At 71.4% G+C, this 24,149-nt stretch carries 23 protein-coding genes and 1 tRNA gene; 13 read left to right on the top strand and 11 right to left on the bottom strand.

The genetic code is table 11. The annotated features are described in order from the left end of the window. Window positions 1–44: 44 nt before the first annotated feature. Window positions 45–659 carry a TetR/AcrR family transcriptional regulator gene (locus ABTZ99_RS04210; RefSeq protein ID WP_498771303.1) on the top strand — a complete coding sequence of 205 codons (615 nt, stop codon included), beginning with the start codon at window positions 45–47 and terminating at the stop codon, window positions 657–659. A gap of 148 nt (window positions 660–807) precedes the next feature. On the opposite strand, the gene ABTZ99_RS04205 is transcribed toward ABTZ99_RS04210, so the two are convergent. After that, window positions 808–1,995, bottom strand: coding sequence for an amino acid deaminase/aldolase (locus ABTZ99_RS04205; protein ID WP_498771305.1), 1,188 nt, complete (start codon window positions 1,993–1,995; stop codon window positions 808–810). A gap of 73 nt (window positions 1,996–2,068) precedes the next feature. Here ABTZ99_RS04205 and ABTZ99_RS04200 point away from each other — a divergent pair, with 73 nt between their 5' ends. Next, entirely contained in the window at window positions 2,069–3,355 is a 1,287-nt protein-coding gene (locus ABTZ99_RS04200; RefSeq protein ID WP_499608006.1) for a D-arabinono-1,4-lactone oxidase, read from the top strand. A 363-nt stretch (window positions 3,356–3,718) separates the two neighbouring features. Here the strand turns inward: ABTZ99_RS04200 and ABTZ99_RS04195 are convergent, their stop codons facing one another. The 3 genes from ABTZ99_RS04195 to ABTZ99_RS04185 all read right to left on the bottom strand — a co-directional run bounded on the left by ABTZ99_RS04195 (window position 3,719) and on the right by ABTZ99_RS04185 (window position 5,516). Then, the gene (locus tag ABTZ99_RS04195) at window positions 3,719–4,351 is read right to left on the bottom strand and encodes an SDR family oxidoreductase (protein WP_498771309.1); all 633 of its coding nucleotides are present in this window, start codon (window positions 4,349–4,351) and stop codon (window positions 3,719–3,721) included. A gap of 14 nt (window positions 4,352–4,365) precedes the next feature. Beyond that, on the bottom strand, window positions 4,366–4,983 hold the full coding sequence (locus ABTZ99_RS04190; RefSeq protein ID WP_499608002.1) for a hypothetical protein: 618 nt from the start codon (window positions 4,981–4,983) through the stop codon (window positions 4,366–4,368). A gap of 447 nt (window positions 4,984–5,430) precedes the next feature. Continuing rightward, a tRNA-Leu gene (locus ABTZ99_RS04185) sits at window positions 5,431–5,516 on the bottom strand. A gap of 116 nt (window positions 5,517–5,632) precedes the next feature. On the opposite strand from ABTZ99_RS04185, the gene ABTZ99_RS04180 reads away from it, so the two are divergent. The 7 genes from ABTZ99_RS04180 (at window position 5,633) to pknB (ending at window position 15,165) form a co-directional block, all read left to right on the top strand. Further along, on the top strand, window positions 5,633–6,817 hold the full coding sequence (locus ABTZ99_RS04180; protein WP_498771314.1) for an FHA domain-containing protein: 1,185 nt from the start codon (window positions 5,633–5,635) through the stop codon (window positions 6,815–6,817). 55 nt (window positions 6,818–6,872) lie between these two features. After that, a complete protein-coding gene (locus ABTZ99_RS04175; RefSeq protein WP_498771316.1) occupies window positions 6,873–7,334 on the top strand; it encodes an FHA domain-containing protein FhaB/FipA in 462 nt (153 codons plus the stop codon). Next, entirely contained in the window at window positions 7,331–8,716 is a 1,386-nt protein-coding gene (locus ABTZ99_RS04170; RefSeq protein WP_499608000.1) for a PP2C family protein-serine/threonine phosphatase, read from the top strand. Before ABTZ99_RS04175 ends, ABTZ99_RS04170 begins: the two co-directional genes overlap by 4 nt. A 4-nt stretch (window positions 8,717–8,720) precedes the next feature. Further along, window positions 8,721–10,184: an FtsW/RodA/SpoVE family cell cycle protein gene (locus ABTZ99_RS04165; RefSeq protein ID WP_498771320.1), complete on the top strand. Its 1,464-nt coding sequence runs from the start codon at window positions 8,721–8,723 to the stop codon at window positions 10,182–10,184. Further along, complete coding sequence (locus ABTZ99_RS04160; RefSeq protein ID WP_498771322.1) at window positions 10,181–11,644, top strand: peptidoglycan D,D-transpeptidase FtsI family protein; 1,464 nt, start codon at window positions 10,181–10,183, stop codon at window positions 11,642–11,644. Before ABTZ99_RS04165 ends, ABTZ99_RS04160 begins: the two co-directional genes overlap by 4 nt. Then, window positions 11,644–13,089, top strand: a complete 1,446-nt coding sequence (locus ABTZ99_RS04155) for a serine/threonine-protein kinase (RefSeq protein WP_498771324.1) — start codon at window positions 11,644–11,646, stop codon at window positions 13,087–13,089. Before ABTZ99_RS04160 ends, ABTZ99_RS04155 begins: the two co-directional genes overlap by 1 nt. A gap of 72 nt (window positions 13,090–13,161) precedes the next feature. Then, window positions 13,162–15,165, top strand: coding sequence for a Stk1 family PASTA domain-containing Ser/Thr kinase (pknB, locus tag ABTZ99_RS04150; protein ID WP_498771326.1), 2,004 nt, complete (start codon window positions 13,162–13,164; stop codon window positions 15,163–15,165). A 64-nt stretch (window positions 15,166–15,229) separates the two neighbouring features. On the opposite strand, the gene ABTZ99_RS04145 is transcribed toward pknB, so the two are convergent. Beyond that, on the bottom strand, window positions 15,230–15,874 hold the full coding sequence (locus ABTZ99_RS04145) for an aminodeoxychorismate/anthranilate synthase component II (RefSeq protein ID WP_498771328.1): 645 nt from the start codon (window positions 15,872–15,874) through the stop codon (window positions 15,230–15,232). A gap of 65 nt (window positions 15,875–15,939) precedes the next feature. Between ABTZ99_RS04145 and ABTZ99_RS04140 the strand changes: the two genes are divergently transcribed. Beyond that, on the top strand, window positions 15,940–17,295 hold the full coding sequence (locus ABTZ99_RS04140) for an FAD-dependent oxidoreductase (RefSeq protein ID WP_499607995.1): 1,356 nt from the start codon (window positions 15,940–15,942) through the stop codon (window positions 17,293–17,295). Between the two features lie 2 nt (window positions 17,296–17,297). On the opposite strand, the gene ABTZ99_RS04135 is transcribed toward ABTZ99_RS04140, so the two are convergent. After that, window positions 17,298–17,456, bottom strand: a complete 159-nt coding sequence (locus ABTZ99_RS04135; RefSeq protein ID WP_170185175.1) for a hypothetical protein — start codon at window positions 17,454–17,456, stop codon at window positions 17,298–17,300. Then, window positions 17,456–19,222, bottom strand: a complete 1,767-nt coding sequence (locus tag ABTZ99_RS04130; protein ID WP_499607992.1) for a class E sortase — start codon at window positions 19,220–19,222, stop codon at window positions 17,456–17,458. Before ABTZ99_RS04130 ends, ABTZ99_RS04135 begins: the two co-directional genes overlap by 1 nt. A 509-nt stretch (window positions 19,223–19,731) precedes the next feature. On the opposite strand from ABTZ99_RS04130, the gene crgA reads away from it, so the two are divergent. Together crgA and ABTZ99_RS04120 are read left to right on the top strand one after the other, a co-directional pair. Next, complete coding sequence (gene crgA / locus ABTZ99_RS04125; protein WP_053714567.1) at window positions 19,732–19,998, top strand: cell division protein CrgA; 267 nt, start codon at window positions 19,732–19,734, stop codon at window positions 19,996–19,998. Between the two features lie 216 nt (window positions 19,999–20,214). Then, window positions 20,215–20,628 (top strand): PH domain-containing protein, encoded by a 414-nt coding sequence (locus ABTZ99_RS04120; RefSeq protein ID WP_499607989.1) that lies wholly within the window; start codon window positions 20,215–20,217, stop codon window positions 20,626–20,628. Window positions 20,629–20,635: 7 nt separating this feature from the next. Here the strand turns inward: ABTZ99_RS04120 and ABTZ99_RS04115 are convergent, their stop codons facing one another. Genes ABTZ99_RS04115 through ABTZ99_RS04105 form a run of 3 tightly spaced genes read right to left on the bottom strand, consistent with a single transcriptional unit; the run spans window position 20,636 to window position 22,791 of the window. After that, window positions 20,636–21,355 carry an MBL fold metallo-hydrolase gene (locus ABTZ99_RS04115; RefSeq protein WP_499607986.1) on the bottom strand — a complete coding sequence of 240 codons (720 nt, stop codon included), beginning with the start codon at window positions 21,353–21,355 and terminating at the stop codon, window positions 20,636–20,638. Between the two features lie 2 nt (window positions 21,356–21,357). Next, entirely contained in the window at window positions 21,358–22,242 is an 885-nt protein-coding gene (locus tag ABTZ99_RS04110; protein ID WP_498771338.1) for a rhomboid family intramembrane serine protease, read from the bottom strand. Then, the gene (locus ABTZ99_RS04105) at window positions 22,243–22,791 is read right to left on the bottom strand and encodes a peptidylprolyl isomerase (protein ID WP_498771340.1); all 549 of its coding nucleotides are present in this window, start codon (window positions 22,789–22,791) and stop codon (window positions 22,243–22,245) included. It lies immediately after the preceding gene. Window positions 22,792–22,887: 96 nt separating this feature from the next. On the opposite strand from ABTZ99_RS04105, the gene ABTZ99_RS04100 reads away from it, so the two are divergent. Beyond that, window positions 22,888–23,493: a hypothetical protein gene (locus ABTZ99_RS04100; protein ID WP_498771342.1), complete on the top strand. Its 606-nt coding sequence runs from the start codon at window positions 22,888–22,890 to the stop codon at window positions 23,491–23,493. 60 nt (window positions 23,494–23,553) lie between these two features. Here ABTZ99_RS04100 and ABTZ99_RS04095 read toward each other — a convergent pair whose 3' ends face one another. Further along, a complete protein-coding gene (locus ABTZ99_RS04095) occupies window positions 23,554–24,105 on the bottom strand; it encodes a DUF2020 domain-containing protein (protein WP_498771344.1) in 552 nt (183 codons plus the stop codon). Window positions 24,106–24,149 lie beyond the last annotated feature (44 nt).

Raw genomic sequence — 24,149 nt, 5'->3', positions numbered from 1 at the left:
ACCGGGCACTATGGAGTCCCGCCATCCATTCAGCAGGAGTCGCCGTGACCAGTACGACCCCGCTGCGCCGTCAGCCGGTGCAGCAGCGCAGCGCCAAGCGCGTCGAGCGGATGCTCGAGGCCTGCGCACAGCTCATCGAGGAGGTCGGCTACGACGGAGTCACCACGACATTGATCGCCGAGCGCGCGGGTGTCGCGGTCGGCTCGCTGTACCAGTTCTTCCCCGACAAACGGGCCGTCGTGCAGGCGCTGACCCTGCGCAACCTGGAGAAGTTCATCCAGACGGTGGACGGCCGGTTCACCTCGACCACCCTCGACCACTGGTGGGACGCCGTCGACTCGATCTTCGACGTGTACGTCTCGATGCACCGCGAGGTGCCCGCGTTCTCGAAGCTGCACTTCGGCGACGTGGTCGACATGCGGCTGCTCGACGACCGGCGCGACAACAACACGGTCATCTCCGACCGCATCGCGGAGATGATCTCGGCGAAGTTCGACATCCCGCTCACCGAGCTGCAGCTGCCGATCTCGATCGCGGTCGAGGCGGCGGACGGCGTGCTGAACCTCGCGTTCCGCCGCGACCCGGCCGGTGACCAGCGGATCCTCGAGGAGGCCAAGGCGTTGGTGCGCGGGTACCTGTCGACACGACTTCCGAGTTAGGTCCCAGGTCGGGCCAGGTCGGGTCGGGTTGGGTCGGGTCGGCTGTCCACGGCCAGGTTTGGTCGGCCGGGTCGGGTTCGGTCGGGTTGGGTTGGGTTGGGTCGGTCGGGTTGGGTTGGGTTGGGTTGGGTCGGTCGGGTTGGGTTGTTCAGCCGAACGAGTGCCCCTCGCCCCGGTAGGTGGGCACGGTCCGCTCCACCACGCCGCCCCGCACGACGTGGTAGTGGGTGAACCGCTCGGCCAACTCGCCCGCCTTGGCGTGCCGCAGCCACACGCGGTCGCCGAGGCGAAGCGAGTCGGCCGCCCGGCCCACCACCGGGGTCTGCACCTCGCCCGCGCCCTCCAGCGGCAGCAGCTTCAGCCCTACCGGCAGGTACGGGGTCGGCTGGCGGTCGGCGGTGGCGGTGCCGGAGGCGATGTAGCCGCCGGAGAACAGCGTGGCCACGTGCCGCTTCGGTCTGCGCACGACCGGCAGGGCGAACAGCACGGCGGGCTTGGGCTGGAAGCCGCGGTAGCCGTCGAACAGGGTCGGGCCGATGAGCCCGGACCCGGCCGCGAGCTCGGTGACCGACGGGTCGGCGGCGGTGATCTCCAGGCTGCCCGTGCCGCCGCCGTTGACGAACTCCAGCTCGGCGACCTGGCGCACGGCGGCGATCGCGACGGTGCGGCGTTCGACCAGCTCGGCGGCCGAGTGCCGTTGCATCCAGCGCAGGACCGCGCCGCGCACCGGCTTGCCCGGCGGCTGGTCGCCCAGGCCCGCGATCTGCCCCTCGTAGCCCATCACGCCCACCAGCCGGAACCCCGGCCGGCGCACGATCGCCTCGGCCAGGGCACGCGCTTCACGTGCCGTGTGCACGGGTGACCGGCGTGGGCCGATGTGCAGCCCGGGCACCGGCCGCCAGGACACGTCCAGCTCCAGGCACACCCGGATCTCCGGGTGGTCGGGGCCGAGCACGGAGTGGACCAGGTCGAGGTGCGCGGTCGAGTCGACCACGATCGTGATCCTCGCCCGCGCCTTGTCGTCCTTGGCGAGCTCGGTCAGCGCCGCCTGGTCGACGGTCGGGTAGGCGACCAGGAGGTCTTCGGAGAGGTCGACCGACGACAGCCACAGCGCCTCGGCCAGCGAGTAGCACATGACGCCCGCGAAACCCGGCCGTGCGAGCACCCGTTCCAGCAGCGCGCGGACCCGGACGGACTTGCTCGCCACCCGGATCGGCCGCCCGGCCGCGCGGCGCACGAGGTCGGCCGCGTTGCTGTCGAAGGCGTCCAGGTCGACGATCGCGAGCGGGGGGTCGTGCTCCTCCGTCGCGGCGTCCAGGCGCGTGCGGTGCTGCATGGGCCTCACCGTACTTGAAAGGTGAATAGCTTTCACCTACGGTTCGTGGAACGCGTCACATCCGGAGGTGGGCATGGCGTCCCCGTGGACGAACTGGGCTCGCACGGCGTCCGCGAACCCCCACCGGGTAGAGCACCCGGCGAGCGTCGACGAGCTCGCTTCGGTCGTGGTGGGCGCGTCCAGTGTCCGCCCGCGCGGTAGCGGGCACTCGTTCACCGGGATCGCGGTCGCGCCCGGCGTGGCGATCGACCTCGACGCGTGGACCGGGATCGTCGACGTGTCCGGAACCTTGGTGACGGTCCGGTCGGGGACGACGTTGCACCAGCTCAACGCGTTGCTGGACGTGCTCGGGTTGGCCATGGCGAACCTCGGGGACATCGACGCGCAGACCGTCGCGGGCGCGATCTCGACGGGGACGCACGGCACCGGGGCGAAGCTCGGCGGGCTGGCGACGCAGGTCGTGGCGCTGGAGCTCGTGCTCGCGGACGGGTCGCTGGTGCGGTGCTCGGCCGAGGAGCGGCCCGAGCTGTTCCACGCGGCCAGGGTCGGGCTCGGCGCGCTGGGGGTGATCAGCACGGTCACGCTGCGGTGCGTGCCGTCGTTCGTGCTGCACGCCCGCGAGTTCCCCGGTCGGTTGGACGCGGTGCTGGAGGAGTTCGACCACCTGACCGCGGTCGAGGACCACGTGGAGTTCCACTGGTTCCCGCACTCCGACCGGGTGATCGTGAAGCGGAACAACCGGGTCGACGAGCCCGCCGCGCCGCTGTCGGCGCTGCGCCGGTTCTACGAGTACGAGGTGATGGAGAACGGCGCGTTCGGGCTGGTCTGCAAGCTGGCGAAGGCCGTGCCGTCGACCACCAGGACGCTCAACCGGGTGTGCGGGTCGCTGCTGTCGGAGCGCGACTACCGGGACGTCTCACACCGGGTTTTCGTCACGCCCCGGCGGGTGCGGTTCGTGGAGACCGAGTACGCCGTGCCGCGGGCGGCGCTGCACGACGTGCTGCGGGAGCTGCGGGCGGCGGTGGGCGGCCTCGAGCACGGCGTCATCGTGCCGGTCGAGGTGCGGGTGGCCCAGGGTGACGACATCTGGCTGTCCACGGCGCACGGACGTGACACGGCTTACATCGCGGTGCACCAGTACCTCGGGATGCCGTACCGGCGGTACTTCGACGCGTTCGAGCGGATCGCGGGCGCGGTGGGCGGGCGCCCGCACTGGGGCAAGATGCACCGGCTCTCGGCTGACGACTTGCGGGGGCGGTACCCGCACTTCGACGACTTCCGGCGGGTGCGGGGTGAGGTCGACCCGGAGGGGAAGTTCACCAACGCCTACCTCGACCGAGTGCTCGGTGAGCTTCGGTAAGCCGCGGTTGGGCGCGGTGGGTGCGGTGGGTGGGGTTGGGTGCGGTTGGGTGCGGTGAGGCTAGGGCGAAAAGATCAAAGAGTCCTCGCCGGACGGGCAGATCAGCAGGATGACGACCGGTGGGTGGGTACGCGCCGGGTCCGTTGTGGGTCGGGTTTCGTGTCATCCCACCGACCTCCCTACGGGCTACCACACGTATCAAGGGGGCAGGCATCGGTGAATGCCGCGAGGTATCGGTGAACAGGCCCCCTTGACACGCGCGGTAGGGCGGAGCCAGGTCGGCGGGATGACACGAAGCCCTTCCTTTGGGGAAGGGCGTGTCGGTGGAGGGCGTGTCAGTGGACGGCGCGGGGGGTCGTGGGGCTAGAAGGCGTCGGCGATCGGGGTGTCGCCGGAGATCAGTTCGTAGGTGCGGCGGACGGTGCCGGGGCGGTCCAGGAGGGCGACGACGACGGCGGCCACGTCGGCTCGCGGTACGGAACCCCGTAGCGGATTTTCGGAGAGTTGGACGTGGCCGGTCGGCTCGTCGTCGGTCAGCCGGCCCGGGCGCAGGATCGTCCAGTCCAGGTCCCGTTCGCGCAGGTCCTCCTCGGCGGCGCCCTTCGCGGCCAGGTAGGCGTCGAAGACCTCGTCGCCGGTGGTGCGGCCGATGCCCGTGGCGCTGATCTGGATGAACCGGCGCACGCCCGCCCGTTCCGCCGCTTCCGCGAACAACACCGCCGCGGCGCGGTCCACCGTGTCCTTGCGCGCCACCCCGCTGCCGGGTCCGGCGCCCGCGGCGAACACCGCCGCACCCGCGCCGGTCAACAGTTCCGCGACCGAAGCGACGTCGGTCGCCTCCAGGTCGCAGTGGACGGGGACACCGCCCGCGTCCAGCACGTCCGCGTGGTGGTCCGGGTTGCGCACCAGCGCCGTGGCGCTGTCGCCCCTCGCGGCCAACAGCCGCTCCACCCGCAACGCGATCTTGCCGTGTCCGCCCGCGATCACTACCCGCATGGTCCGACCGTAGGTCAGGACGCGGTCGCCAGCACCTGCTCGTAGACGAGTTCGTTCACCCAACGGGTGGTCGCGGTGTCCTCGACCGGCACGATCTCGTTGCGGCCGGCGACGTCCGTGCTCAGCTGGAGCTCCTCGTCGGCCAGCAGCACCGAGACGCCGTAGCGGCGCACCCGCGGCAGGCAGTTGGCCAGGTAGTCGTGCGTGAAGACGACCGACGTCGGCAGGACGGCGGCGGCGTTGCCGAAGCGGGCGAACGGCACCGCCGAGGCCAGCGCGGTCCGCCAGTGCCGGGCGACCGCCAGGACGCCGACGATCCGCACCGCGGCGGGCGGCACGCGGCCGTCCATCTCCGGCCACACCCAGGTGGACACGGTGGTGCGGTCGGTCTCCGGGCCCGCGCCGAGGCACAGCCGCTCGGCGTGCGCGTCGGCCAGCAGCTCCGCCACCACGATCACCTTGCGCCCCATGAGGACCATCTCGGGCAGCACCACGCCGTGCCAGCCGAGGCGCACCGCCGCGGAGGCGGCCAGCTCCTCGACGGAGCCGGGCAGTTCGGGAACCGGAACGGCGGTTGCCGACAGCGCCCTGGCGTCGTCGGTGTCCGCGATCCGTGCTGGTGTGCTGCTCACGCCAGGGCCTCCTCGGCAACCACGACGGGCTGTCCGCCGCGTTTCGACTCGTGCTCTGGGTAAGGCGTACCAGGTGGGACCGGTCGCACCCCCGGGGCAAAAGGCGTCCTGCGATCGGCGGCGTCGAGCGGTCGGTAACCGGTCGGCGACCGGCGGGGGGACTTCGGCCCGGCGGTGCTGCCGTCTGGGTGACCCGGGCGGCCCTCGGAGCCCGAAAGACTGCTCAGCGTGTGCGTCGCTCGCCTGGAACGACCGCCGGACCGGGGCCGCCGGCCGGCCCGACCACCACACCGCCGACCGCTCGCCGCGCGAAATCGACCGACCGCCCCCGAGCCGCCACGTTCGGCCGCGGCTGTGCGGGTGACAGACATCACGCGACCGCCGGCGGCGAAAAGACGGAAAAACCATGAAGTCCCACCCACGACCGTGGATGGGACTTCATGGTTTTGGTGGGCGAGGGGGGAGTTGAACCCCCACGTCCTTTCGGACACACGGACCTGAACCGTGCGCGTCTGCCATTCCGCCACTCGCCCGGAGCGACGTGGAGAACACTAGCATGGTCCCCGTCCGGGTTACCAATTGCCCCGTGTCCCGCCACGTCAGCCCGGATACGATCGGTCTTGGAAGTCGACCGGGTCGGAGGGTTGCCGTGGGCCTCGTACAGCGCTTCGAGCGCCGTCTCGAAGGCATCGTCGGGAACACCTTCGCGCGTGTGTTCGGTGGCAACGTCGTCCCGCAGGAAGTGGCCCAGGCACTGCAGCGGGAGGCGGAGAGCAACATCCGCGAGTTGGCGGGTGGCAGGTTGCTCGCTCCGAACCACTTCCAGGTCCTGCTGGGTCCGCAGGACCACGATCGGCTTGCCGGGGACGGTCAGGATGAACTACGCATCACCCAGCTTCTGGGGGACTCCATCCGGGAGCACCTCGAAGAGAGCGGATGGGATACCTATGGTGACGTCGTAGTCTCCCTGGAGCGCTCCGACGCGCTGCACACGGGACAGTTCCGAACCAGCTCGTCCGTCGACCCCGACGTGAAAGTTGCCAGCCGACGGTCAGCACCACCTCGCACTGCAGGAGACGGATCCATGAGCCAGCCTCCCGGCTACGGACAAGGACAGGGCCAGCCCGCCTACGACCCCTATGCACAGGGCGGCTACGGCCAGCAGCAGCAGGGCTATGACCAGCAGGGATACGGTCAGCAGCAACCCGGTTACGACCAGGGCTACGGCCAGCAGCAGCCCGGGTACGACCAGGGTTACGGCCAGCAGCCCGGCTACGACCAGGGCTACGGCCAGCAGCAGCCCGGCTACGAGCAGGGCTACGGGCAGCAGCAGGGCTACGACCAGGGTTACGGTCAGCAGCAGCCCGGTTACGGACAGCCCGGCTACGACCAGGGCTACGGCCAGCAGCCCGGGTACGACCAGGGCTACGGGCAGCAGGGTTACGGCCAGCAGCCCGGCTACGACCAGGGGTACGGCCAGCAGGGCTACGCCGACCCGGCGCAGGGCGGTTACGCGCCGCCGGCGGTCCAGTCCGGTCCCCGGCAGCTGAACGCGACGCTGCACCTCGACGACGGCTCCAACCGCACCTACAACCTCAAGCAGGGCGGCAACGTGGTCGGCCGCGGCCAGGAAGCGGACTTCCGGCTACCCGACACCGGGGTCTCCAGGAGGCACCTGGAGATCACGTGGGACGGGCACAGTGCCATGCTCGCTGATCTCGGTTCGACAAACGGCACCACGGTGAACGGCACACCAGTGCAGACTTGGCAGCTCGCGGAAGGCGACGTCGTCCGCATCGGCCACTCCTCGCTGGTCTACCGCACCCAGGGCTGAGCGGTCGATTCGGGCGTAGGCGTGACGGCACTCAAGTCAGGAGCGGTTACAACCGGTGCCAGAGCTGGTGATGCAGCTGACCAGAGCGGGTTTCCTCGTCCTGCTCTGGTTGTTCGTGTTGGCTGCGCTTCGAGTGGTCCGCTCCGACCTGTACGCGGCGTCGGGGCTCCGTGTCCCGACGCCCAAGTTCGGCAGAGGCACTAACAAGGCCGCCCGGGGCAACAAGGCGGCCCGACAGCTCGTCGTGACACACGGCGCGCTGGCGGGCACGCGCATCTCCCTGGACGGCAGGCCGATCATGATCGGCCGTGCCGACGACTCCACGCTCGTGCTGGACGACGACTTCGCGTCGACCAGGCACGCGCGGCTGTCGATGCGCGGCACCGACTGGTACGTGGAAGACCTCGGCTCCACGAACGGCACGTATCTCGACCGGGCGAAGGTCACGGCCCCGATCCGGGTTCCGCTCGGCTCCCCGATCCGAATTGGCAAAACGGTGATCGAGCTGCGCTCATGACTCTCGTCCTCCGATACGCGGCCCGCAGCGACCGGGGCCTGGTCCGCTCGAACAACCAGGACTCCGTGTACGCGGGTCCACGCCTGCTCGCGCTCGCCGACGGCATGGGCGGCCACGCCGCGGGCGAGGTGGCCAGCAAGGTCGTCATCGCCGCCCTGGCCCCGCTCGACGACGACGAGCCGGGCGACGACCTGCTCGGCCAGCTGCGCGACGCGGTGATCGCCGGCAACGGCGCCATCTCCGAGCTCGTGCAGAGCGACCCCGACCTGGACGGCATGGGCACCACGCTCACCGCCGTGCTGTTCGCGGGCTCGCGGCTGGGCATGGTGCACATCGGCGACTCCCGCGCCTACATGCTCCGCAACGGCACGTTCACGCAGATCACGCACGACGACACGTTCGTGCAGTCGTTGATCGACGAGGGACGGATCACCGAAGAGGAAGCGGCCACGCACCCGCAGCGCTCGCTGCTGCTGCGCGCGTTGACCGGCCACGAGGTGGAGCCGAGGCTGATGGTGCGGGAGGCCCGTCCGGGCGACCGCTACCTGCTGTGCTCGGACGGCCTGTCCGGCGTGGTCAGCATGGAGACGCTGGAAGAGGCGATCCGCATCCCGGACCCGCAGGCGTGCGCGGACCGGATGATCGAGCTGGCGCTCAAGGGCGGCGGCCCCGACAACGTGACAGTCGTCGTCGCCGACGTGGTCGACGTCGACTTCGGGGAGGACGCGCCCATAGTGGGCGGCGCGGCCGGCGACGGCAGCGAAGACCCGCCACCACCCGACTCGCCCGCCTCGCGGGCGAGTTCCATCACCGGGCCGCGCCCGATCCCGCAGCGGGTCGAGCCGATGCCACCGCCGGACCCCCGGCGGGCGCGCGGCAACCGGCTCAAGGCGCTCGCCCTGGTGGTGTTCCTGCTCCTGCTGGTGGTCGCGGCCGGCCTGGGCACGCGCTGGTACGTCCTGCGCCAGTACTACGTCGGCGAGGGCGACAACGGCGAGGTGTCGGTGTTCCGCGGCGTCACCGGCAGCGTGTTCGGCTTCGACCTGCACCGCAAGGTGGAGGGCTCGTGCCCGCCGGGCGCGCAGGCGTGCGAGCCGATCACGGTGGAGGACCTGAAGGTCGCCACCAGGGACGTCGTGCGCAACGGCATCACCGACGTGGACGGCCTGGAGGGCGCCCGGGAGGCGATCCGCAGGCTGCGCACCGAGCAGACGCTGCCGTTCTGCCCGAAGGACACCGCGGAGAGCACCACGGGGGCGTCCACCACCGCCGCGCCGCCGACGGCAACCTCGACCGAGGCGCCGGCGTCCACCACTGTGGAGGGGACACCCCTCACCACGCCCGTGCAGCAGCCGGGCACGGATTGCCGAAAGGGTCAGTAGTCGCATGGGTTCGCCGGTCACCGGCGCTGAGGGCACACCGCTCGCGGCGGCGAGCAGCACGTCGCCCGGGTTGAGGCCGCCCACGCGACGAAGCACCGAACTGTTCATGCTGGCGTTCGCCGCCACGTTGGTGACGGGCGCGCTGATCCTGGTGGAGGCCAACCAGGAGCAGGAACTCAGCATGAGGATCCTGTGGTTGGGCCTGGCGTACCTGGGGCTGCTGACCGTGGCGCACCTCGCGGTGCGCAAGTGGGCGCCCTACGCCGACCCGGTGATCCTGCCGTGCGTCGCGCTGCTCAACGGCCTCGGCCTGGTCATGATCCACCGGATCGACCTGGCCATGGCGGACGTGAAGCTGCCGAACAACCAGGTGTGGTCCTCCGCCGCGCCGAAGCAGGTGCTCTGGACGGCGATCGCGCTGGTGCTGTTCTGCACCGCGTTGAAGGTGCTGTCCGACCACCGCACGCTGGCCCGTTACGGCTACACGGCCGGGCTGCTCGGGCTGGTGGCGCTGGTGCTGCCCGGCGTGCTGCCGAGCTTCATCGCGCCGGAGATCAACGGCGCCAAGATCTGGCTGAGCTTCGGCGCGTTCTCGATCCAGCCGGGCGAGTTCGCGAAGATCCTGCTGATGGTGTTCTTCGCCGCGTTCCTGGTGTCGAAGCGGGACCTGTTCACCATCGCGGGCCGCCGGGTCCTCGGCCTGGACCTGCCGCGGGCCCGCGACCTCGGCCCGCTGATCGCCGCGTGGGCGGTCGGCGTGAGCATCATGGTCCTGCAGAAGGACCTGGGCAGCTCGCTGCTGTTCTTCGGCATCGTGCTGGTGCTGCTGTACGTGGCGACCGAGCGGGCCGCGTGGGTCGTGCTGGGCGTGATGATGTTCTGCGTCGGCGCGTTCGTGGCGTGGAAGCTGTTCGGCCACGTCCAGATCCGGGTGCAGAACTGGCTCGACCCGTTCGCGGACCCGTCCGGGGCGGGCTACCAGATCGTGCAGTCGCTGTTCGGGCTCGGCACCGGCGGGTTGTTCGGCGCGGGCCTCGGCGGCGGGCGGCCGGACCAGATCCCCGAGGCCAACACCGACTTCATCACCGCGGTGATCGGCGAGGAGCTCGGCTTCGTCGGGCTGGCCGCGGTGCTGCTGATCTACACCGTGTTCGCCCTGCGCGGCCTGCGCAGCGCGCTCGCCGTGCGCGACACGTTCGGCAAGCTGCTCGGCGGCGGTCTGGCGTTCGCGGTGGCGTTCCAGATCTTCATCGTCGTCGGCGGCGTGACGAAGCTGATCCCGATGACGGGCATCACCGCGCCGTTCCTGTCCTACGGCGGTTCCTCGCTGCTGGCCAACTACATCCTGGTGGCGCTGTTGCTGCGCATCTCGGACGCGGCACGCGCGCCGAAGTCGACGCCGAAGCCGCGACCGCAGCAGCCGGCGATCGCCGACCAGTTCACAGTCATGGTGGAGCGTCCGAAATGAACACACCGCTCCGCCGGGTCGGCCTCGCCATGATGGCGATGATCCTCCTGCTGTTGGGCAACGCGACGTACGTGCAGGTCATCAAGGCCGACGACTACCGCAAGGACCCGTTGAACCGCCGGGTGATCCTGGACCAGTACTCGCGGGAACGCGGCCAGATCATCGCCGCCGACGGCACGCCGCTGGCCAGCGTGCAGCGGGTGGACGACCGGCTGCGCTACCTGCGGACCTACGCCAACGGGCCGGTGTTCGCGCCCGTGACCGGCTACTTCTCCACGCTGTACGGCGCGGGCGGCATGGAGCGCGCCGAGGACGACCTGCTCAACGGCTCGGACGACCGGCTGTTCGCCCGCCGGGTGTCGGACCTGATCACCGGCCGCGACCCCAAGGGCGGCAGCCTCCAGCTGACCATCGACGCGAAGCTCCAGCAGGCGGCGTTCGAGCGGCTCCAGGGCGTGACCGGCACGGTCGTCGCGATCCGGCCGCAGACCGGCGAGATCCTGGCCATGGCCAGCACGCCGTCCTACGACCCGAACGTGCTCGCCAGCCACGACGTCGACGTGCAGGAAGAGGCCTGGACCGGCTACGACGCCGACAAGTCCAAGCCGATGCTCAACCGCGCGGTGCACGAGAACTACCCGCCCGGCTCGACGTTCAAGCTGGTCGTGACGGCGGCGGCGCTGGCCGAGGGCAAGACCAACGACACCAAGGTCGACGGCCGCCCGGTGATCACGCTGCCCGGCACGAACACCCCGCTGCCGAACTTCAACGACACCCAGTGCGGCGACGGCGTCACGGCCACGCTGCAGGAGGCGCTGGCCAAGTCGTGCAACACGGCGTTCGCGGTGCTGGCCGCCGAGCTGGGCGCGGACAAGCTGCGCGACCAGGCGGCCAAGTTCGGCATCGGCGAGCAGGACCTGTCGATCCCGCTGTCGGTGGTGCCCTCGACGCTCGGCCCGATGTCGGACAAGCCGTCGATCTACCAGACCGGCATCGGCCAGAAGGACGTCCGGGTGACGCCCCTGGCCAACGCGGTGATGGCGGCGACCATCGCCAACGGCGGCGTGCGGATGCAGCCGCACCTGGTCGGCAAGATCCTGGCGCCCGACCTCCAGGCGATCAGCGAGACCAAGCCGGACGAGGTCGACGAGGCCATGGAGGCCGACCACGCCAAGGCGCTGCGCGACATGATGATCGCCTCGGAGAACAACACCGGTGGCGGCGGCAAGCTCAGCGGCGTGACGATCGCGTCCAAGACCGGCACCGCCGAGCACGGCGAGAACGTGCGCTCGACCAACCCGCACGCCTGGTACGTGGCGTTCGCGCCGGCCGAGAAGCCGGAGATCGCGATCGCGGTAATCGTGGAGAACGGCGGCCAGCAGGGCCTGTCGGCCACCGGCGGCCGGGTCGCCGCCCCGATCGGACGCGCGGTCATCGGCGCCTACCTCGGGGGACGCTGATGCTGACCTCCGGCCAGTTGCTCGCCGAGCGGTACCGCCTCAGCAAGCGGATCGCCGTCGGCGGCATGGGCGAGGTCTGGGAGGCCGACGACACCCGGCTCGACCGCAAGGTCGCGGTGAAGGTGCTCAAGGCGGAGCTCAGCGGCGACGCCGAGTTCCTCAACCGGTTCCGCATCGAGGCGCGCACCACCGCGTCGCTCAACCACCCCGGCATCGCCGCGGTGCACGACTACGGCGAGACCGCGTCGATCCCGGACGGGCCGGAGGACACCGCCTACCTGGTGATGGAACTGGTCGAGGGCGAGCCGCTGGCCGCGATCATCTCGCGCGGCAGGCTGAACGCGGACCGCACGCTCGACCTGCTGGAGCAGGCGGGCAACGCGTTGCAGGCGGCGCACGAGCGCGGGCTGGTGCACCGGGACGTGAAGCCGGGCAACATCCTGGTGACGCCGACCGGCAAGGTGAAGATCACCGACTTCGGCATCGCGAAGGCCGCGGACGCGGCGCCGGTCACGCACAGCGGCATGGTCATGGGCACCGCCCACTACATCGCGCCGGAGCAGGCCCTCGGTCACGCCGCCGAGCCCGCGTCGGACGTGTACGCGCTGGCGGTGTGCGGCTACGAGTGCCTGACCGGGCACCGGCCGTTCCTGTCGGAGAACGCGGTGACGGTCGCGATGATGCACATCCGCGACATCGCGCCGCCGTTGCCGCCGGACGTGCCGCCGGGCCCGCGGGCGCTGATCGAGGCGACCCTTGTGAAGGACCCGCGCCAGCGCTACCGCAACGGCGGCGAGTTCGCCTCGGCGGTGGGCGCGGTGCGCGCCGGGCAGCCGCTGCCCGCGCCGTCCGGCCTGGCGATGGCGGTCGGCGCGCCGATGGCCGGGCCGATGACGCCACCCGCGCAGCACCCCCATCCCCAGCACCCCCATCTGGGCAACCCGGTGACCCATCCCGGGTCGCGACCGGGCATGCAACCCGTCCCACCAGGCATGAACACTCCGCACACGGGCGCTTTCCGTCCGTTGCCGCCGGGCCCGCGGCCGCCGGGGCGCAACCGCGCCGCGCTGTGGGTTATGGTCGCTGTGCTGCTGGTCGCGCTGCTGGTGCTCGGCGTGGTCATCCTGCGCTGGGCGCTGAAGGGCGACGAGGTGCCCGGCGGTGCGAACCAGCAGGGCACTGGCACCACGAGCGCCCGCCCGTTGGACGACTCGACCGATCGCCTCCCCGGCAAACCGAAGGTGACGATCACGAAGTCCGACTACGTCGACCTCCCGGTGGACGAAGTCGCGAAGAAGCTCTCCGGGCACGGCTTGGAACCCGAGGTGCACTCCGAGGACGGGGGCGCGCCGTTGGAGCCCGAGCGGTGCCTGGTGTCGGACCTGGCGCCGACCGGTGAGGTTGCGATCGGCTCACGGGTCACGGTGACGTGTGTGCCGACTTGACGCTGAAACGGTACGAAAGCGAACGCAAGGCTTGATGGTGAGACCGTTGACGAGGAGCGGGACGAAGCACTGATGAGCACTCCGCGACTGCTCTCCAACCGCTACGAACTGGGTGAGACCCTCGGCTACGGCGGCATGTCGGAGGTGCACAAGGGCCGGGACGTCCGGCTCGGCCGGGACGTGGCCATCAAGGTCCTGCGCGCCGACCTCGCCCGTGACACCCAGTTCCAGGAACGGTTCCGTCGCGAGGCCCAGAACTCGGCGGCGCTGAACCACCCCGCCATCGTCGCGGTCTACGACACCGGTGAGACCCAGACCGAGTACGGCCCGCTGCCCTACATCGTGATGGAGTTCGTCGACGGCCGCACGCTGCGCGACATCGTGAAGACGCAGGGGCCGCTGTCGGGCAAGCGGGCGATGGAGGTCATGGCCGACGTGTCGGCCGCGCTGGACTTCAGCCACCGGCACGGCATCGTGCACCGGGACGTGAAGCCCGCGAACGTCATGATCACCCGGGCGGGCGCGGTGAAGGTGATGGACTTCGGCATCGCGCGCGCGGTGCACGACGGCCAGGCCGCGGTCACCCAGACGGCCGCGGTGATAGGGACCGCCCAGTACCTGTCGCCGGAGCAGGCCCGCGGCGAGGCCGTCGACGGGCGGTCCGACGTGTACGCGTCGGGCTGCGTGCTGTTCGAGCTGCTGACCGGGGAGCCGCCGTTCACCGGCGACTCGCCCGTGGCGGTGGCCTACCAGCACGTGCGGGAGGACCCGAAGCCGCCGTCGGCGCTGAACCCGAAGGTGACGCCCGCGCTGGACGCGATCGTGCTCAAGGCGATGGCCAAGGGACCGGCCAACCGCTACCAGTCCGCCGCGGAGATGCGCGCGGACCTGGTGCGCGTGCTGTCCGGTCAGCGGCCCTCGGCGCCCGCCGTGATGACGGCGGAGGACCGCACCGCGGTGCTCAACCAGACGTCGTCGCCGCGCACCGAGGTCGCGCCGGCCGCCGGCGGTCGGCACCGGCCCTCCGCGCAGCGCGAGGAACCCGCTGAGTACGACCCGCTGGCCGAGGAAGAGGAAGAGCGGCGCGCCCGGCGCAAGAAGGCGATCATGGTCACCCTGGTCGTCCTGCTGTGCATCGCCGTGCTCGCCCTCGCCACGTGGATCACCACCACGCTGCTCAGCGAGAAGGACAACACCGCGGCCACGGACAAGGTCACCGTGCCGTCGTTGGTGGGCAAGGAGCAGTCGGCGGCTCGGGCCGAGTTGGAGGCCAGGCAGTTGACCGTCGAGGTCGTGCTGACGCCGTGCCAGCCGGGTTCCGAACCGGCCTGCAACGCGGACCAGATCGGCAAGGTGGTCCTGACCGACCCGCCCGCCAACCGCGAGGTCGAGAAGCGCAGCTCGGTCAAGCTGGTGATCGGCAAGGGCGCCGACAACGCGCCGGTGCCCAGCGTCACCGGGCTGAGCCCGACCGACGCGCAGAAGAAGCTGGAAGCCGAGGGCTGGGTCTTCCAGCAGGCCACCGAGACCGTCGAGACCGAGGACCCGAACCTGGTCGGCAAGGTCGTCGAGCAGTCGCCGGCTCCCGGCGTCTCGGCGGCCAAGGGCAGCGCGGTCACGGTGACGCTGGGCAAGGCGCCGGAGACCGCGCAGCTGCCGGACGTGACCGGTCAGACGCTGGACAACGCCCGCGCCACGCTCGAGGGCAACGGGTTCAAGGTGCAGACCAAGGACGTCGACAGCCCCGAACCGCTCAACGAGGTCGTGGCCCAGAACCCGGGACCGGGACGGGCGGAGAAGGGCACGCTGGTGACGTTGAGCGTGTCCAAGAACAACCAGTTCATCATGCCCGACCTGCGCGGCCTCACCGAGAACCAGGCGCGCACCAGGCTGAGCCAGGCCGGGTGGACGGGCAACGACCTCACCGTCACCGACAAGGAGACGGTCTCCGACATCAGCCAGAACAACAAGATCCTGGACCAGGAGATCAAGGCGAACGCGCCGGCGGGCAAGAACGCGCGGATCAACGTGATCCTGGCCGAGTTCAAGGTCGGCGGACCCACGTCCACCAGGTAGCCGGACCGCGAAAAGGCCCCCTCCACCTCGGAGGGGGCCTTTCGTCGTCAACGGGCCGGGTCGGCTACTTCCGCCGGGCCGCCGCGGCGAGCTGGCGCATGCCGTTCTCGAGCTGGAGGACGGTGCCCTCGGGCACCTCGAACCCGCACACCGCGAGCCAGTTCGCCAGCATCCGGTGGCCGCCGTCGGTCAGCACGGACTCCGGGTGGAACTGGACGCCCTCGACCGGCAGCTCGCGGTGGCGCATGGCCATGACCACGCCGGACTCGGTGCGCCCGGTCACCTCGAACTCGGCCGGGATGGTGTCGGGCAGCACGGTCAGGGAGTGGTAGCGGGTCGCGGTGAACGGGCTCGGCACGCCGTTGAGCACGCCGCCGCCGTTGTGGTGCACGACGCTGGTCTTGCCGTGCAGCAGCTCCGGCGCGAGGTCGACCGTGCCGCCCCACACCGCGCCGATGGCCTGGTGGCCCAGGCACACCCCGAACACCGGGACGCCGGAGTCCGCGCAGTGGCGGATGACGTCCATGCTCCGGCCCGCCTTGTCCGGCGTGCTGGGACCGGGGCTGACGAGGACGCCACCGACCTCGGCGATCTCGTCCAGCTCGACGGCGTCGTTGCGCCGGACCACGCACTCGACCCCGAGCTGGGCCAGGTACTGGACGAGGTTGTAGACGAAGCTGTCGTAGTTGTCGACCACGAGCACGCGCATGGCGCCAGCGTAGTCGTGACGAACCTCTCGCCAGAAGTGAGCTTAGGCTCACCTAACCTAGTGGTATGACCCGTTCTCTCCGCGTCGCCGTCGTCGGCGCCGGCCCCGCCGGCATCTACGCCGCCGACATCCTGACCAAGTCCGCGGCCGAGTCGGGCGTCGAGGTGGCCGTCGACCTCTTCGAGCGGATGCCCGCCCCGTACGGCTTGATCAGGTACGGCGTCGCACCGGACCACCCGCGCATCAAGGGCATCGTCAACGCCCTGCAGCGCGTGCTGGACCGGCCGGAGATCCGGTTCTTCGGCAACGTCGAGTACGGCGTCGACCTCAAGCTCGACGACCTCAGGCACTTCTACGACGCGGTGATCTTCTCCACCGGCGCGGAGAAGGACCGCCCGCTGGACATCCCCGGCATCGACCTGGACGGCTCCTACGGCGCGGCCGAGTTCGTCTCCTGGTACGACGGCCACCCCGACGTGCCGCGCACGTGGCCGCTGCGGGCGCGCGAGGTCGCCGTCCTCGGCGTCGGCAACGTCGCGCTCGACGTCGCCCGCGTGCTGGCCAAGACCGCCGACGAGCTGCTCAGCACCGACATCCCCGACAACGTGCACGAGGGCCTGAAGCAGAGCCCGGTCACCGACGTGCACGTGTTCGGCCGCCGCGGACCGGCGCAGGCCAAGTTCACCCCGCTGGAGCTGCGCGAGCTCGACCACTCGCCCAACGTCGAGGTGATCGTGCACCCGGAGGGCATCGACTTCGACGCGGCGAGCATGGCGTCGATCCGGTCGAACAAGCAGGTCGAGATGGTGGTCAAGACGCTGCAGGAGTGGGCGATCCGCGACGTCGGCTCGCGTGCCCGCAGGCTGCACCTGCACTTCCTCGAAGCGCCCGTCGAGGTGCTGGGCTCGTCGTCGGTCACCGGCCTGCGCACCGAGCGGATGGAGCTGGACGGCGACGGCGGGGTGCGCGGCACGGGCGAGTTCACCGACTGGCCGGTGCAGGCGGTGTACCGGGCCGTCGGCTACCTGTCCACGCACCTGGTGGACCTGCCGTTCGACCACGCCTCGGGCACCGTGCCGCACCAGGCGGGCCGGGTGCTCGACCTGGACGAGCAGGCGATGACCGGCGTCTACGTCACCGGCTGGATCAAGCGCGGCCCGGTCGGGCTCATCGGGCACACCAAGGGCGACGCGCTGGAGACCGTCACCAGCCTGCTCGCGGACGCGCCGCTGCTGCCGGTCGCGCCGGGCCGCGCGCCCGACGCCGTGGTCCGATTCTTGGAGCAGCGCGCCGTGCCGTTCACCACCGTGGACGGGTGGCGCCGGCTCGACGCCCACGAGCTGGCCCTCGGCGCCGCGCGCGGCCGTGACCGGGTGAAGGTCGTCGACCGGGCGGAGATGACCGACATCTGCCGGTCATAGGGCTACTGGGGCGTCGTCACGTTGTTGAACGGCAGCTTCGGCTCCGCCCACGGGAACACCACGAACATCAGCAGCGCCACCACCCCGGCCACGAGCACCAGCGCTTCGAGGACGCGCACGGGCAGCGGGCCGGGGAGGTGCCGCCAGATCCACCCGTACATCACTGCTCCTTCATCTCTTCGGGCACGAAACCGGGCGCCTTCGGGTAGCTCATCGTCAGCACCGAGTGCACGATGAGCCGCTGCTTGTCGGAGAACCGCGGGTGGCAGGTGGTCAGCGTCATCAGCGCCGCCTGCTGCGCCGCGGGCACCTCGCCCTCGAAGTAGGGCACGGGGTTGATCACCTCGCCCTGGGTGGGCAGCACGATCGCCTGGCCGACCGCCTTGTCGTACGGCGCGCCCAGCGGCGAGACCTTGGCGCACTTCGGGTCGGACTGCCGCGCCGCCCAGTCCGCCACCTCGCCGGACTTCGGCATCACCCGGTAGACGAACCACTGGGTCTGCGTCTCGACCACGATCGCGTCGCACGAGTTGAGCAGGTCCAGGTCGTTGAAGGGCGCGCCCTTGCCGACCCGGTGGCCCGCGACGGCGAAGTTGCCCGGGTCGCCCGGGAGCGCGGTGCCCTTGTAGTGGCCGGGACCGATCTCCAGGTCCTTGTCGGTGGTGCCCTCGACGATGGAGAACTTGTAGTCCGGGCCGAACACCGGGATGTACATCTTGGCGAACGCCTGGCCGTCGAGCAGCTCGTACTGGGCCTGGCGCTGCTGGTCGGACTCGACCGTGTTCGCGTTCCACTGGTCGTCCAGCGCCTGGGTGGCGTCGTCCTGCTTGCCGGCGGAGATGAGGTCGGTGACGTACACCTCGTAGACCACGAACAGCAGGATGACCAGGCCGGCCGTGATCAGCAGCTCGCCGACGGTGCGGACCGCCTTGCGCGCCGTGCTGTCGGGCGGCGGGCCGGGCTGGTCGTCCTCGTCGTCGTAGTAGTCGTCGTCCTCGTAGTACTCGTCTTCGTAGTCCTCGTACTCGTCGTCGTAGTCGTCCACGGGTGCGATGACCTCGGTGGGCGGGTCGACGGGGCGAGGGCGGCGCGGCGGCGCGGGCGGCCGGGCGCCCGGGGGCGGCGGCAGGCTGCCGGAGAACGCGTTCGTGTAGCGGGTGGCGTCGGCTTCCGGCGGTGCGGGCCGGGGGCGCGCCGCGCCGGGCGGTGGCGCGGCCCCGCCGAGCCGGGCGGCCACCTCGGAGGGCGCGGGCCGGACGGACGGGTCGTCGGTCGGACGGCGACGGCCCGCCGGCGGCGCTTCGTCACGCAGGGCGCGGCGGCCGGCGGGCGGCGGGTCGGCCCGGACCGGCTCGACGTACGAGGTCTCCTCGGCGTGCGTCGGCACGGGCGGTGGGACGTCGTCGCGGCGGGCTCGGCGGCCGGCGGGCGGTTCGGCGCCGGCCGGGTCGACGCGCGGGCCCATCTCGTCGCGGCGCGCGCGGCGGCCCGTGGCGGGCGGTTCGGCCGGGGACGGCTCGGCGTACGGCGGTTCGGCCTCGTCACGGCGCGCGCGCCGGGCGACCGGCGGCTCGACCGGGGTCGGTGCGTCGTCCCGGCGGGCACGGCGCACGGCGGGTGGCTCGCCGTAGGGCTCCACCGGCGGTACAACGTCATCGCGGAGGGCACGGCGGGCGACCGGCGGCTCGGCCTGCGGCAGCTCGACCGGCGGCACGTCGGCACGACGCGCGCGGGCCGGTTCGGCCTCGTCACGACGTGCGCGACGGGCGACCTGGGGCTCGGCCGGCGGTGCCTCGTCGCGGCGCGCCCGGCGACCGGTGGGTGGCGGCTCGACCGGCGGCGGGACGTCGTCGCGGCGGGCTCGGCGGCCGGTCGGCGGCGGCTCCGGGGCGTACGGCTCGGCCTGGTACGGCTCGGCAGGCGGCACCTCGTCGCGACGCGCCCGGCGGCCGGTCGGGGGCGGCTCGGGCCGGGGCGGGTAGGACTCCCCCGGACGGCTGAAACCTCCGGCGGGCGTCGCCGGCCGGTCGAGGTCGCCGGAGTGGCCCGCCGGCCGGTCGAACCCGCCCGGCGGCGTCGGCGGGCGGTCGAAACCGCCGGGAGGGGTGACGGGCCGGTTCGGGCCCGCCGGGCGGTCGAAACCACCCGGAGGGGTCGATGGCCTGCTGAAACCGCCTGCCGGCGTGGGTGGACGGTGGCCCGGGAGCGGCGGTTCGCCGGTGACGTGGGGCGGCTGTGGCCTGGGTCGTGGCGGTCGGCCCGGCGGGCCGCCTTGCGGCGGGGGCGGGTCGTAGCTCACCGGAAAACCTCCCAAGCCGAACGTTCCAGGACTACACGGTGCTTCAGGGACCTGCTCGGTTACGTTAACGTGTTCATCCAGCAGTGGACGTGAACTCGCGCCACTGGAGGCCTATCCACCCGTCAGGCGAGGACAGCATGCCCAAGTCCAAGGTCCGCAAGAAGGCCGTCTACACGGCGCCTGCCGATCGCCGCACCCCGGTGAAGGTCAAGGCAGCGGGGCCGTCGCACCCCGTCTACGTCGCCGTGATGCTCGGCATGATGCTGTTGGGGCTGGCGTGGCTGGTGGTCAACTACATCGCGGGCGAGAAGGTCCCGGTGATGATGGACCTCGGGTCCTGGAACTTCGGCATCGGATTCGCCCTGATGATCGTCGGCTTGCTGATGACCATGAAATGGCGCTGACCACGCGCTACGCCAAGTGGCTGACGGCCCGGACGAGCTCCACGTCCGGGCCGTTCCGCGTTACCCCGTCGTTCACCCGGTTCACCTGACGGTCACCGAAGCACACGGCTGTAAGTCATCCCCAATGGGGACAACTCCTGTGGACAACTTTGCGCCAATTTGCACAAGCCCCGGTCGGAGGCCCTAGTTGTCCACAAGTGCGGCAGACTCGAAAGCGTGAACCCACCGCGCACCTGGTCGCCCCAACCCGGCCTCGTCGGCCTCGCCTGGGGCCTGGCCGCCGTGTTCCTGCTGGTCACGTTCCTCAGTTCGGACCCCGTCAGCCGGGTGTTCCTGGGCCTCGCCACGCTCGTCCAGCTCACGCTGGGCGCCTACGGCACTTTTGTGCGCCCCAGGCTGCTGGTGGACGACTCAGGCCTCACCGTGCGCACCCTGAGCGGCGCGCGGCAACTGCCGTGGCACGAGGTGAAGGTGCGCCTGGCCCGCACCCGCAGGCTCGGCCGCGAGACGGCCACGCTGGAGCTGGACTGGCACCGCGGCGAGCACGAGCAGCTGTACGTCTTCACCCCGCTCGACCTGGGCACGGACCCGCGCGACGTGGCGGACGTCCTGCACGCCCTGCGCCCCTGACGAGCCGCTAGAGGTCGAGGACCAGGCCCGGCACGGCGACGTCGGCCGGGTGCCCGGCCGCCTCCAGGTGCTCCGCCGGGTCGACGCCCGGCCACAGGTGCGCCAGCACGAGCCTGCCGACACCGGCCCGGTGCGCGTTCGCGCCCGCCTGCTCGGCCGTCGACAGGTACGGCGCGTTGTCCGCCGGCAGCACGTGCCGGGCGAACGTCGCCTCGGCCACGAGCACGTCCGCGTCCCGCGCGAGGTCGACCAGCGCCGGGCTCGGCCCGGTGTCACCCGTGTAGGCGATCACCCGTCCGCCGGCCGTCAGCCGCAGCCCCGCGTTCGGCACGAAGTGCGGCAGGTCCCACGTGTCCACCCGGAACGGCCCCACCTCGAACGACCGCTCGACCACGTGCACCGAGCACGCGCGCGCCACGGGCACCTGGTCCAGCGCCAGCACGCGGTCCAAGGCGCCCTCCGGCGCGTGGACGGGCAGCACCGGCGCCGAAGTTCCGAGCGCGCGGGCCCGAAGCAACGGGTTGAGGTCGGCGCAGTGGTCGGGGTGCCCGTGGCTGACCAGCACGGCGTCCACCGCCGCCGCGGGCAGCACCGCCTGCAACGCCGGGAACGTCGCGTAACCCGGGTCCACCAGGAGCGCGAACCCGTCGTGCTCCACCAGGTAGCCGCTGCACGGCTGGGCGGCCGTCGGCCACGCGCCGACACCGCCCAGGACGGTCAGCCGCACCGTCAGGCCAGCTGCCCGGTCCGCACGACCGCCAGCACCGCCAGCAGCACGACCGCGGCGATCACGGCCGCCAGCTGCCAGTTGTTCCGCTTCGCGGCCGGCGCGTAGACCAGCCCGGCCGTCAGCGCCGCGCCGATCACCAGGCCGCCGATGTGCCCGAGCAGGGAGATGCCGGGCAGGGTGAAGCTGAGCACGACGTTCAAGCCGATCACGCCGAGCGCCGGGCCGGGGTTGAGCTTGAGCCGCAGCACCGCCACCAGCATCGCGCCCATCAGGCCGTACACCGCGCCGGACGCGCCGGCCACCACGGTGTCGATCCCGCCGAACAGGTACACCGCGAGCCCGCCGCCGAGCAGCGACACCCCGTAGACCGCGGAGAACCGCAGCTTGCCGAACACGGGTTCCAGGTCACGGCCGAGCACGTACAGCGCGATCATGTTCAACGCCAGGTGCAGGGGCCCGAAGTGCAGGAACCCCGACGTCACCAGCCGCCACCACTCGCCGTCCCAGGCGACCGACGGCGTGTACATCACGAGGTCGAGGAACAGCGCCGACCGCTGGTTGGTCGCCACGCTGCCCGCCTGGGCCGCCGTGATCGCGAAGAACAGCACGTTCACCGCGATCAGCACCGGCGTGACCACCATGCGCTGGGAGTACTCCGCGCCGACGAACGTGCGCGGCCGGCGCACCGCGGCCCGGCCCTCGTTCACGCAGTCGACGCACTGGTGGCCGACCGACGCCTCGCGGAGGCACTCCGGGCACGCCGGCCGGTCGCAGCGGACGCACCGCAGCCCGGTGGCCCGATCGGGGTGGCGCACGCAGACCGGCAGGTCTGGTCGCGCCCCGATCGGCTCACCGGGCGGCGGGGAGATCGGCGAGTCGGCCACTCAGGCCCGCTCCACCGAGACCTTCTGGATCACCACGTCGGTGACCGGGCGGTCGCCGGCGCCGGTGGGTGCGGCGCCGATCGCGTCCACCACGTTGCGCGACTCCTGGTCGGCGACCTCGCCGAAGATCGTGTGCTTGAAGTTCAGCCACGTGGTCGGCGCGACCGTGATGAAGAACTGCGAGCCGTTGCTGTTGGGCCCGGCGTTGGCCATCGCCAGCAGGTAGGGCTTGTTGAACTGCAGCTCCGGGTGGAACTCGTCGGCGAACTTGTAGCCGGGGCCGCCGCGCCCGGTGCCCGTGGGGTCACCGCCCTGGAGCATGAAGCCCGCGATCACCCGGTGGAAGATCGACCCGTCGTAGAACGGGCCGGAGGTCTCGCCCTTCGCGTTGGGGTCGGAGTAGCTCTTCGTGCCCTCGGCCAGGCCGACGAAGTTGGCCACCGTCTTGGGGGCGTGGTCGGGGAAGAGGTTGACGCGGATGTCGCCCTGCGAGGTGTGCAGGGTCGCCGTCAGCTTGGTCCCGACGAACGATTCGTTGCTGTCTGCCACGCCACCCATCGTGCCATCACCGGGCGAGGTGGTTGGGGAAGGGGCACGATGGGTATTGCCTGGAACGTGACTGACCGACAGCTTCTGGAGCGCGATATGGATGAGGTAGACGCCATGACCCGGGCCGGGGAGTCGGTCGGCAAGGCGGTGCGGGCTGTTCGCCGCAGCGCCGTCCGCGCTGGTCACGTCGGTGCGGACGCGGCTGTTCAACTCGCGGAGCGCGCCGAGGGCAAGCTCGCCGAGCGTGGCGTGACCAAGGACTACGTCCGCGGTGTCGTCGCCGACAAGGCGGGCGCGCTGGTGGAGAAGGCCGAGGAGTACGAGAAGTCCACCAGGCGCGGTCGCAAGCAGCTCGCGAAGAAGGCCAAGGGCGTCCGCAAGGACGTCGTCAAGGCCGCCGAGCGGGCTCGCAAGGAGGCCAAGGTGCGTGCGAAGGACGTGCGCAAGGCCGCGAAGCAGGCGCGCAAGGAGATGGCCGCGGCCAGGCACCCCAAGCGCCGCCGCTGGCCGTGGGTGCTGGGCGTGTTCGCCGCAGCCGCGGTCGCCGGGTACCTCGCGCTGACCAAGCGGCCCCAGGAGGTGCACCTGGAGGAGGACGACGTGGACATCACGTCCGAGCCCACCACGACCGGCACCGCCGAGTCCGTCCGCCCGCACGCGGCCCGCAACGGCCAGGTCTCCGACCAGCACAGCCGCAGCTGACCGGAAGAAGAACACCTTCGCGCCCGCCCCGTCCGGGGTCGGGCGCGAAGTCGTGCGCGCTCACAGCCCGAGGTTGCCCACCACGGTCTCGGCGATCCGCCGGGTCTTGATCGTCTGCTTCTGGTTGCTGGTCACGACCACCGCGTTGCCGCCCTTGGCCACGGCGTACACCGCGCCCGTCGGGGTGGTCAGCGAGCCGCCGCTCCACCCGGCGGGCACCGTCGCCGGGCTCGAGTCGGCAACCGGCGCGGCCCGGTCGACCACCGCCTTCGCGGTCTCCGGCTCACCCCGGAACACCCAGACGGACAACTGCACGTCCGTGGCGTTGGCGTAGAAGAAGCAGGCCGGGTCGGGTTGGCCTGCGGACAGCCGAACCTTCCGCACCAGCTGCCCGTTCGCCTCCTGCACGACCGAAGAGGCCAGGTAGGGGCACTGCCCGTCGGTCGCGGGCTCCGGCGCGGGCGGCGGCCCGACGGGTGTGGTCGTCGTCTTCGCCACTGCGCTGGTGGTCGTCCCGGCGGCGGGAGCGGGGGTCGGCTCGGGGGTCGCGCAGGCGGTCAGCGCGCCGAGGACCAGCAGGGAGGGCAGGGCGGTGAGCAGCACTCGGTTCATAGGGCAGCCAGTCAATCAGATGACGGACAGCGAATCGACAACGT

The organism is Actinosynnema sp. NPDC002837 (genome assembly GCF_040295345.1).
GTDB lineage: Bacteria > Actinomycetota > Actinomycetes > Mycobacteriales > Pseudonocardiaceae > Actinosynnema.
Note: the sequence above shows the minus strand (reverse complement) of the source record. Positions and strands in the feature narration are given on the sequence as shown.

What these genes read in the sequence shown, in the direction of transcription:
- ABTZ99_RS04205 (WP_498771305.1), bottom strand. Translation starts at nt 1,995, where the DNA reads ATGCAGCACCGCACGCGCCTGGACGCCGCGACGGAGGAGCACGACCCC.
- ABTZ99_RS04200 (WP_499608006.1), top strand. Translation starts at nt 2,069, where the DNA reads ATGGCGTCCCCGTGGACGAACTGGGCTCGCACGGCGTCCGCGAACCCC.
- ABTZ99_RS04155 (WP_498771324.1), top strand. Translation starts at nt 11,644, where the DNA reads ATGCTGACCTCCGGCCAGTTGCTCGCCGAGCGGTACCGCCTCAGCAAG.
- ABTZ99_RS04100 (WP_498771342.1), top strand. Translation starts at nt 22,888, where the DNA reads ATGGATGAGGTAGACGCCATGACCCGGGCCGGGGAGTCGGTCGGCAAG.
- pknB (WP_498771326.1), top strand. Translation starts at nt 13,162, where the DNA reads ATGAGCACTCCGCGACTGCTCTCCAACCGCTACGAACTGGGTGAGACC.
- ABTZ99_RS04195 (WP_498771309.1), bottom strand. Translation starts at nt 4,351, where the DNA reads ATGCGGGTAGTGATCGCGGGCGGACACGGCAAGATCGCGTTGCGGGTG.
- ABTZ99_RS04170 (WP_499608000.1), top strand. Translation starts at nt 7,331, where the DNA reads ATGACTCTCGTCCTCCGATACGCGGCCCGCAGCGACCGGGGCCTGGTC.
- ABTZ99_RS04135 (WP_170185175.1), bottom strand. Translation starts at nt 17,456, where the DNA reads ATGTACGGGTGGATCTGGCGGCACCTCCCCGGCCCGCTGCCCGTGCGC.
- ABTZ99_RS04145 (WP_498771328.1), bottom strand. Translation starts at nt 15,874, where the DNA reads ATGCGCGTGCTCGTGGTCGACAACTACGACAGCTTCGTCTACAACCTC.
- ABTZ99_RS04160 (WP_498771322.1), top strand. Translation starts at nt 10,181, where the DNA reads ATGAACACACCGCTCCGCCGGGTCGGCCTCGCCATGATGGCGATGATC.
- ABTZ99_RS04165 (WP_498771320.1), top strand. Translation starts at nt 8,721, where the DNA reads ATGGGTTCGCCGGTCACCGGCGCTGAGGGCACACCGCTCGCGGCGGCG.
- ABTZ99_RS04095 (WP_498771344.1), bottom strand. Translation starts at nt 24,105, where the DNA reads ATGAACCGAGTGCTGCTCACCGCCCTGCCCTCCCTGCTGGTCCTCGGC.
- crgA (WP_053714567.1), top strand. Translation starts at nt 19,732, where the DNA reads ATGCCCAAGTCCAAGGTCCGCAAGAAGGCCGTCTACACGGCGCCTGCC.
- ABTZ99_RS04140 (WP_499607995.1), top strand. Translation starts at nt 15,940, where the DNA reads ATGACCCGTTCTCTCCGCGTCGCCGTCGTCGGCGCCGGCCCCGCCGGC.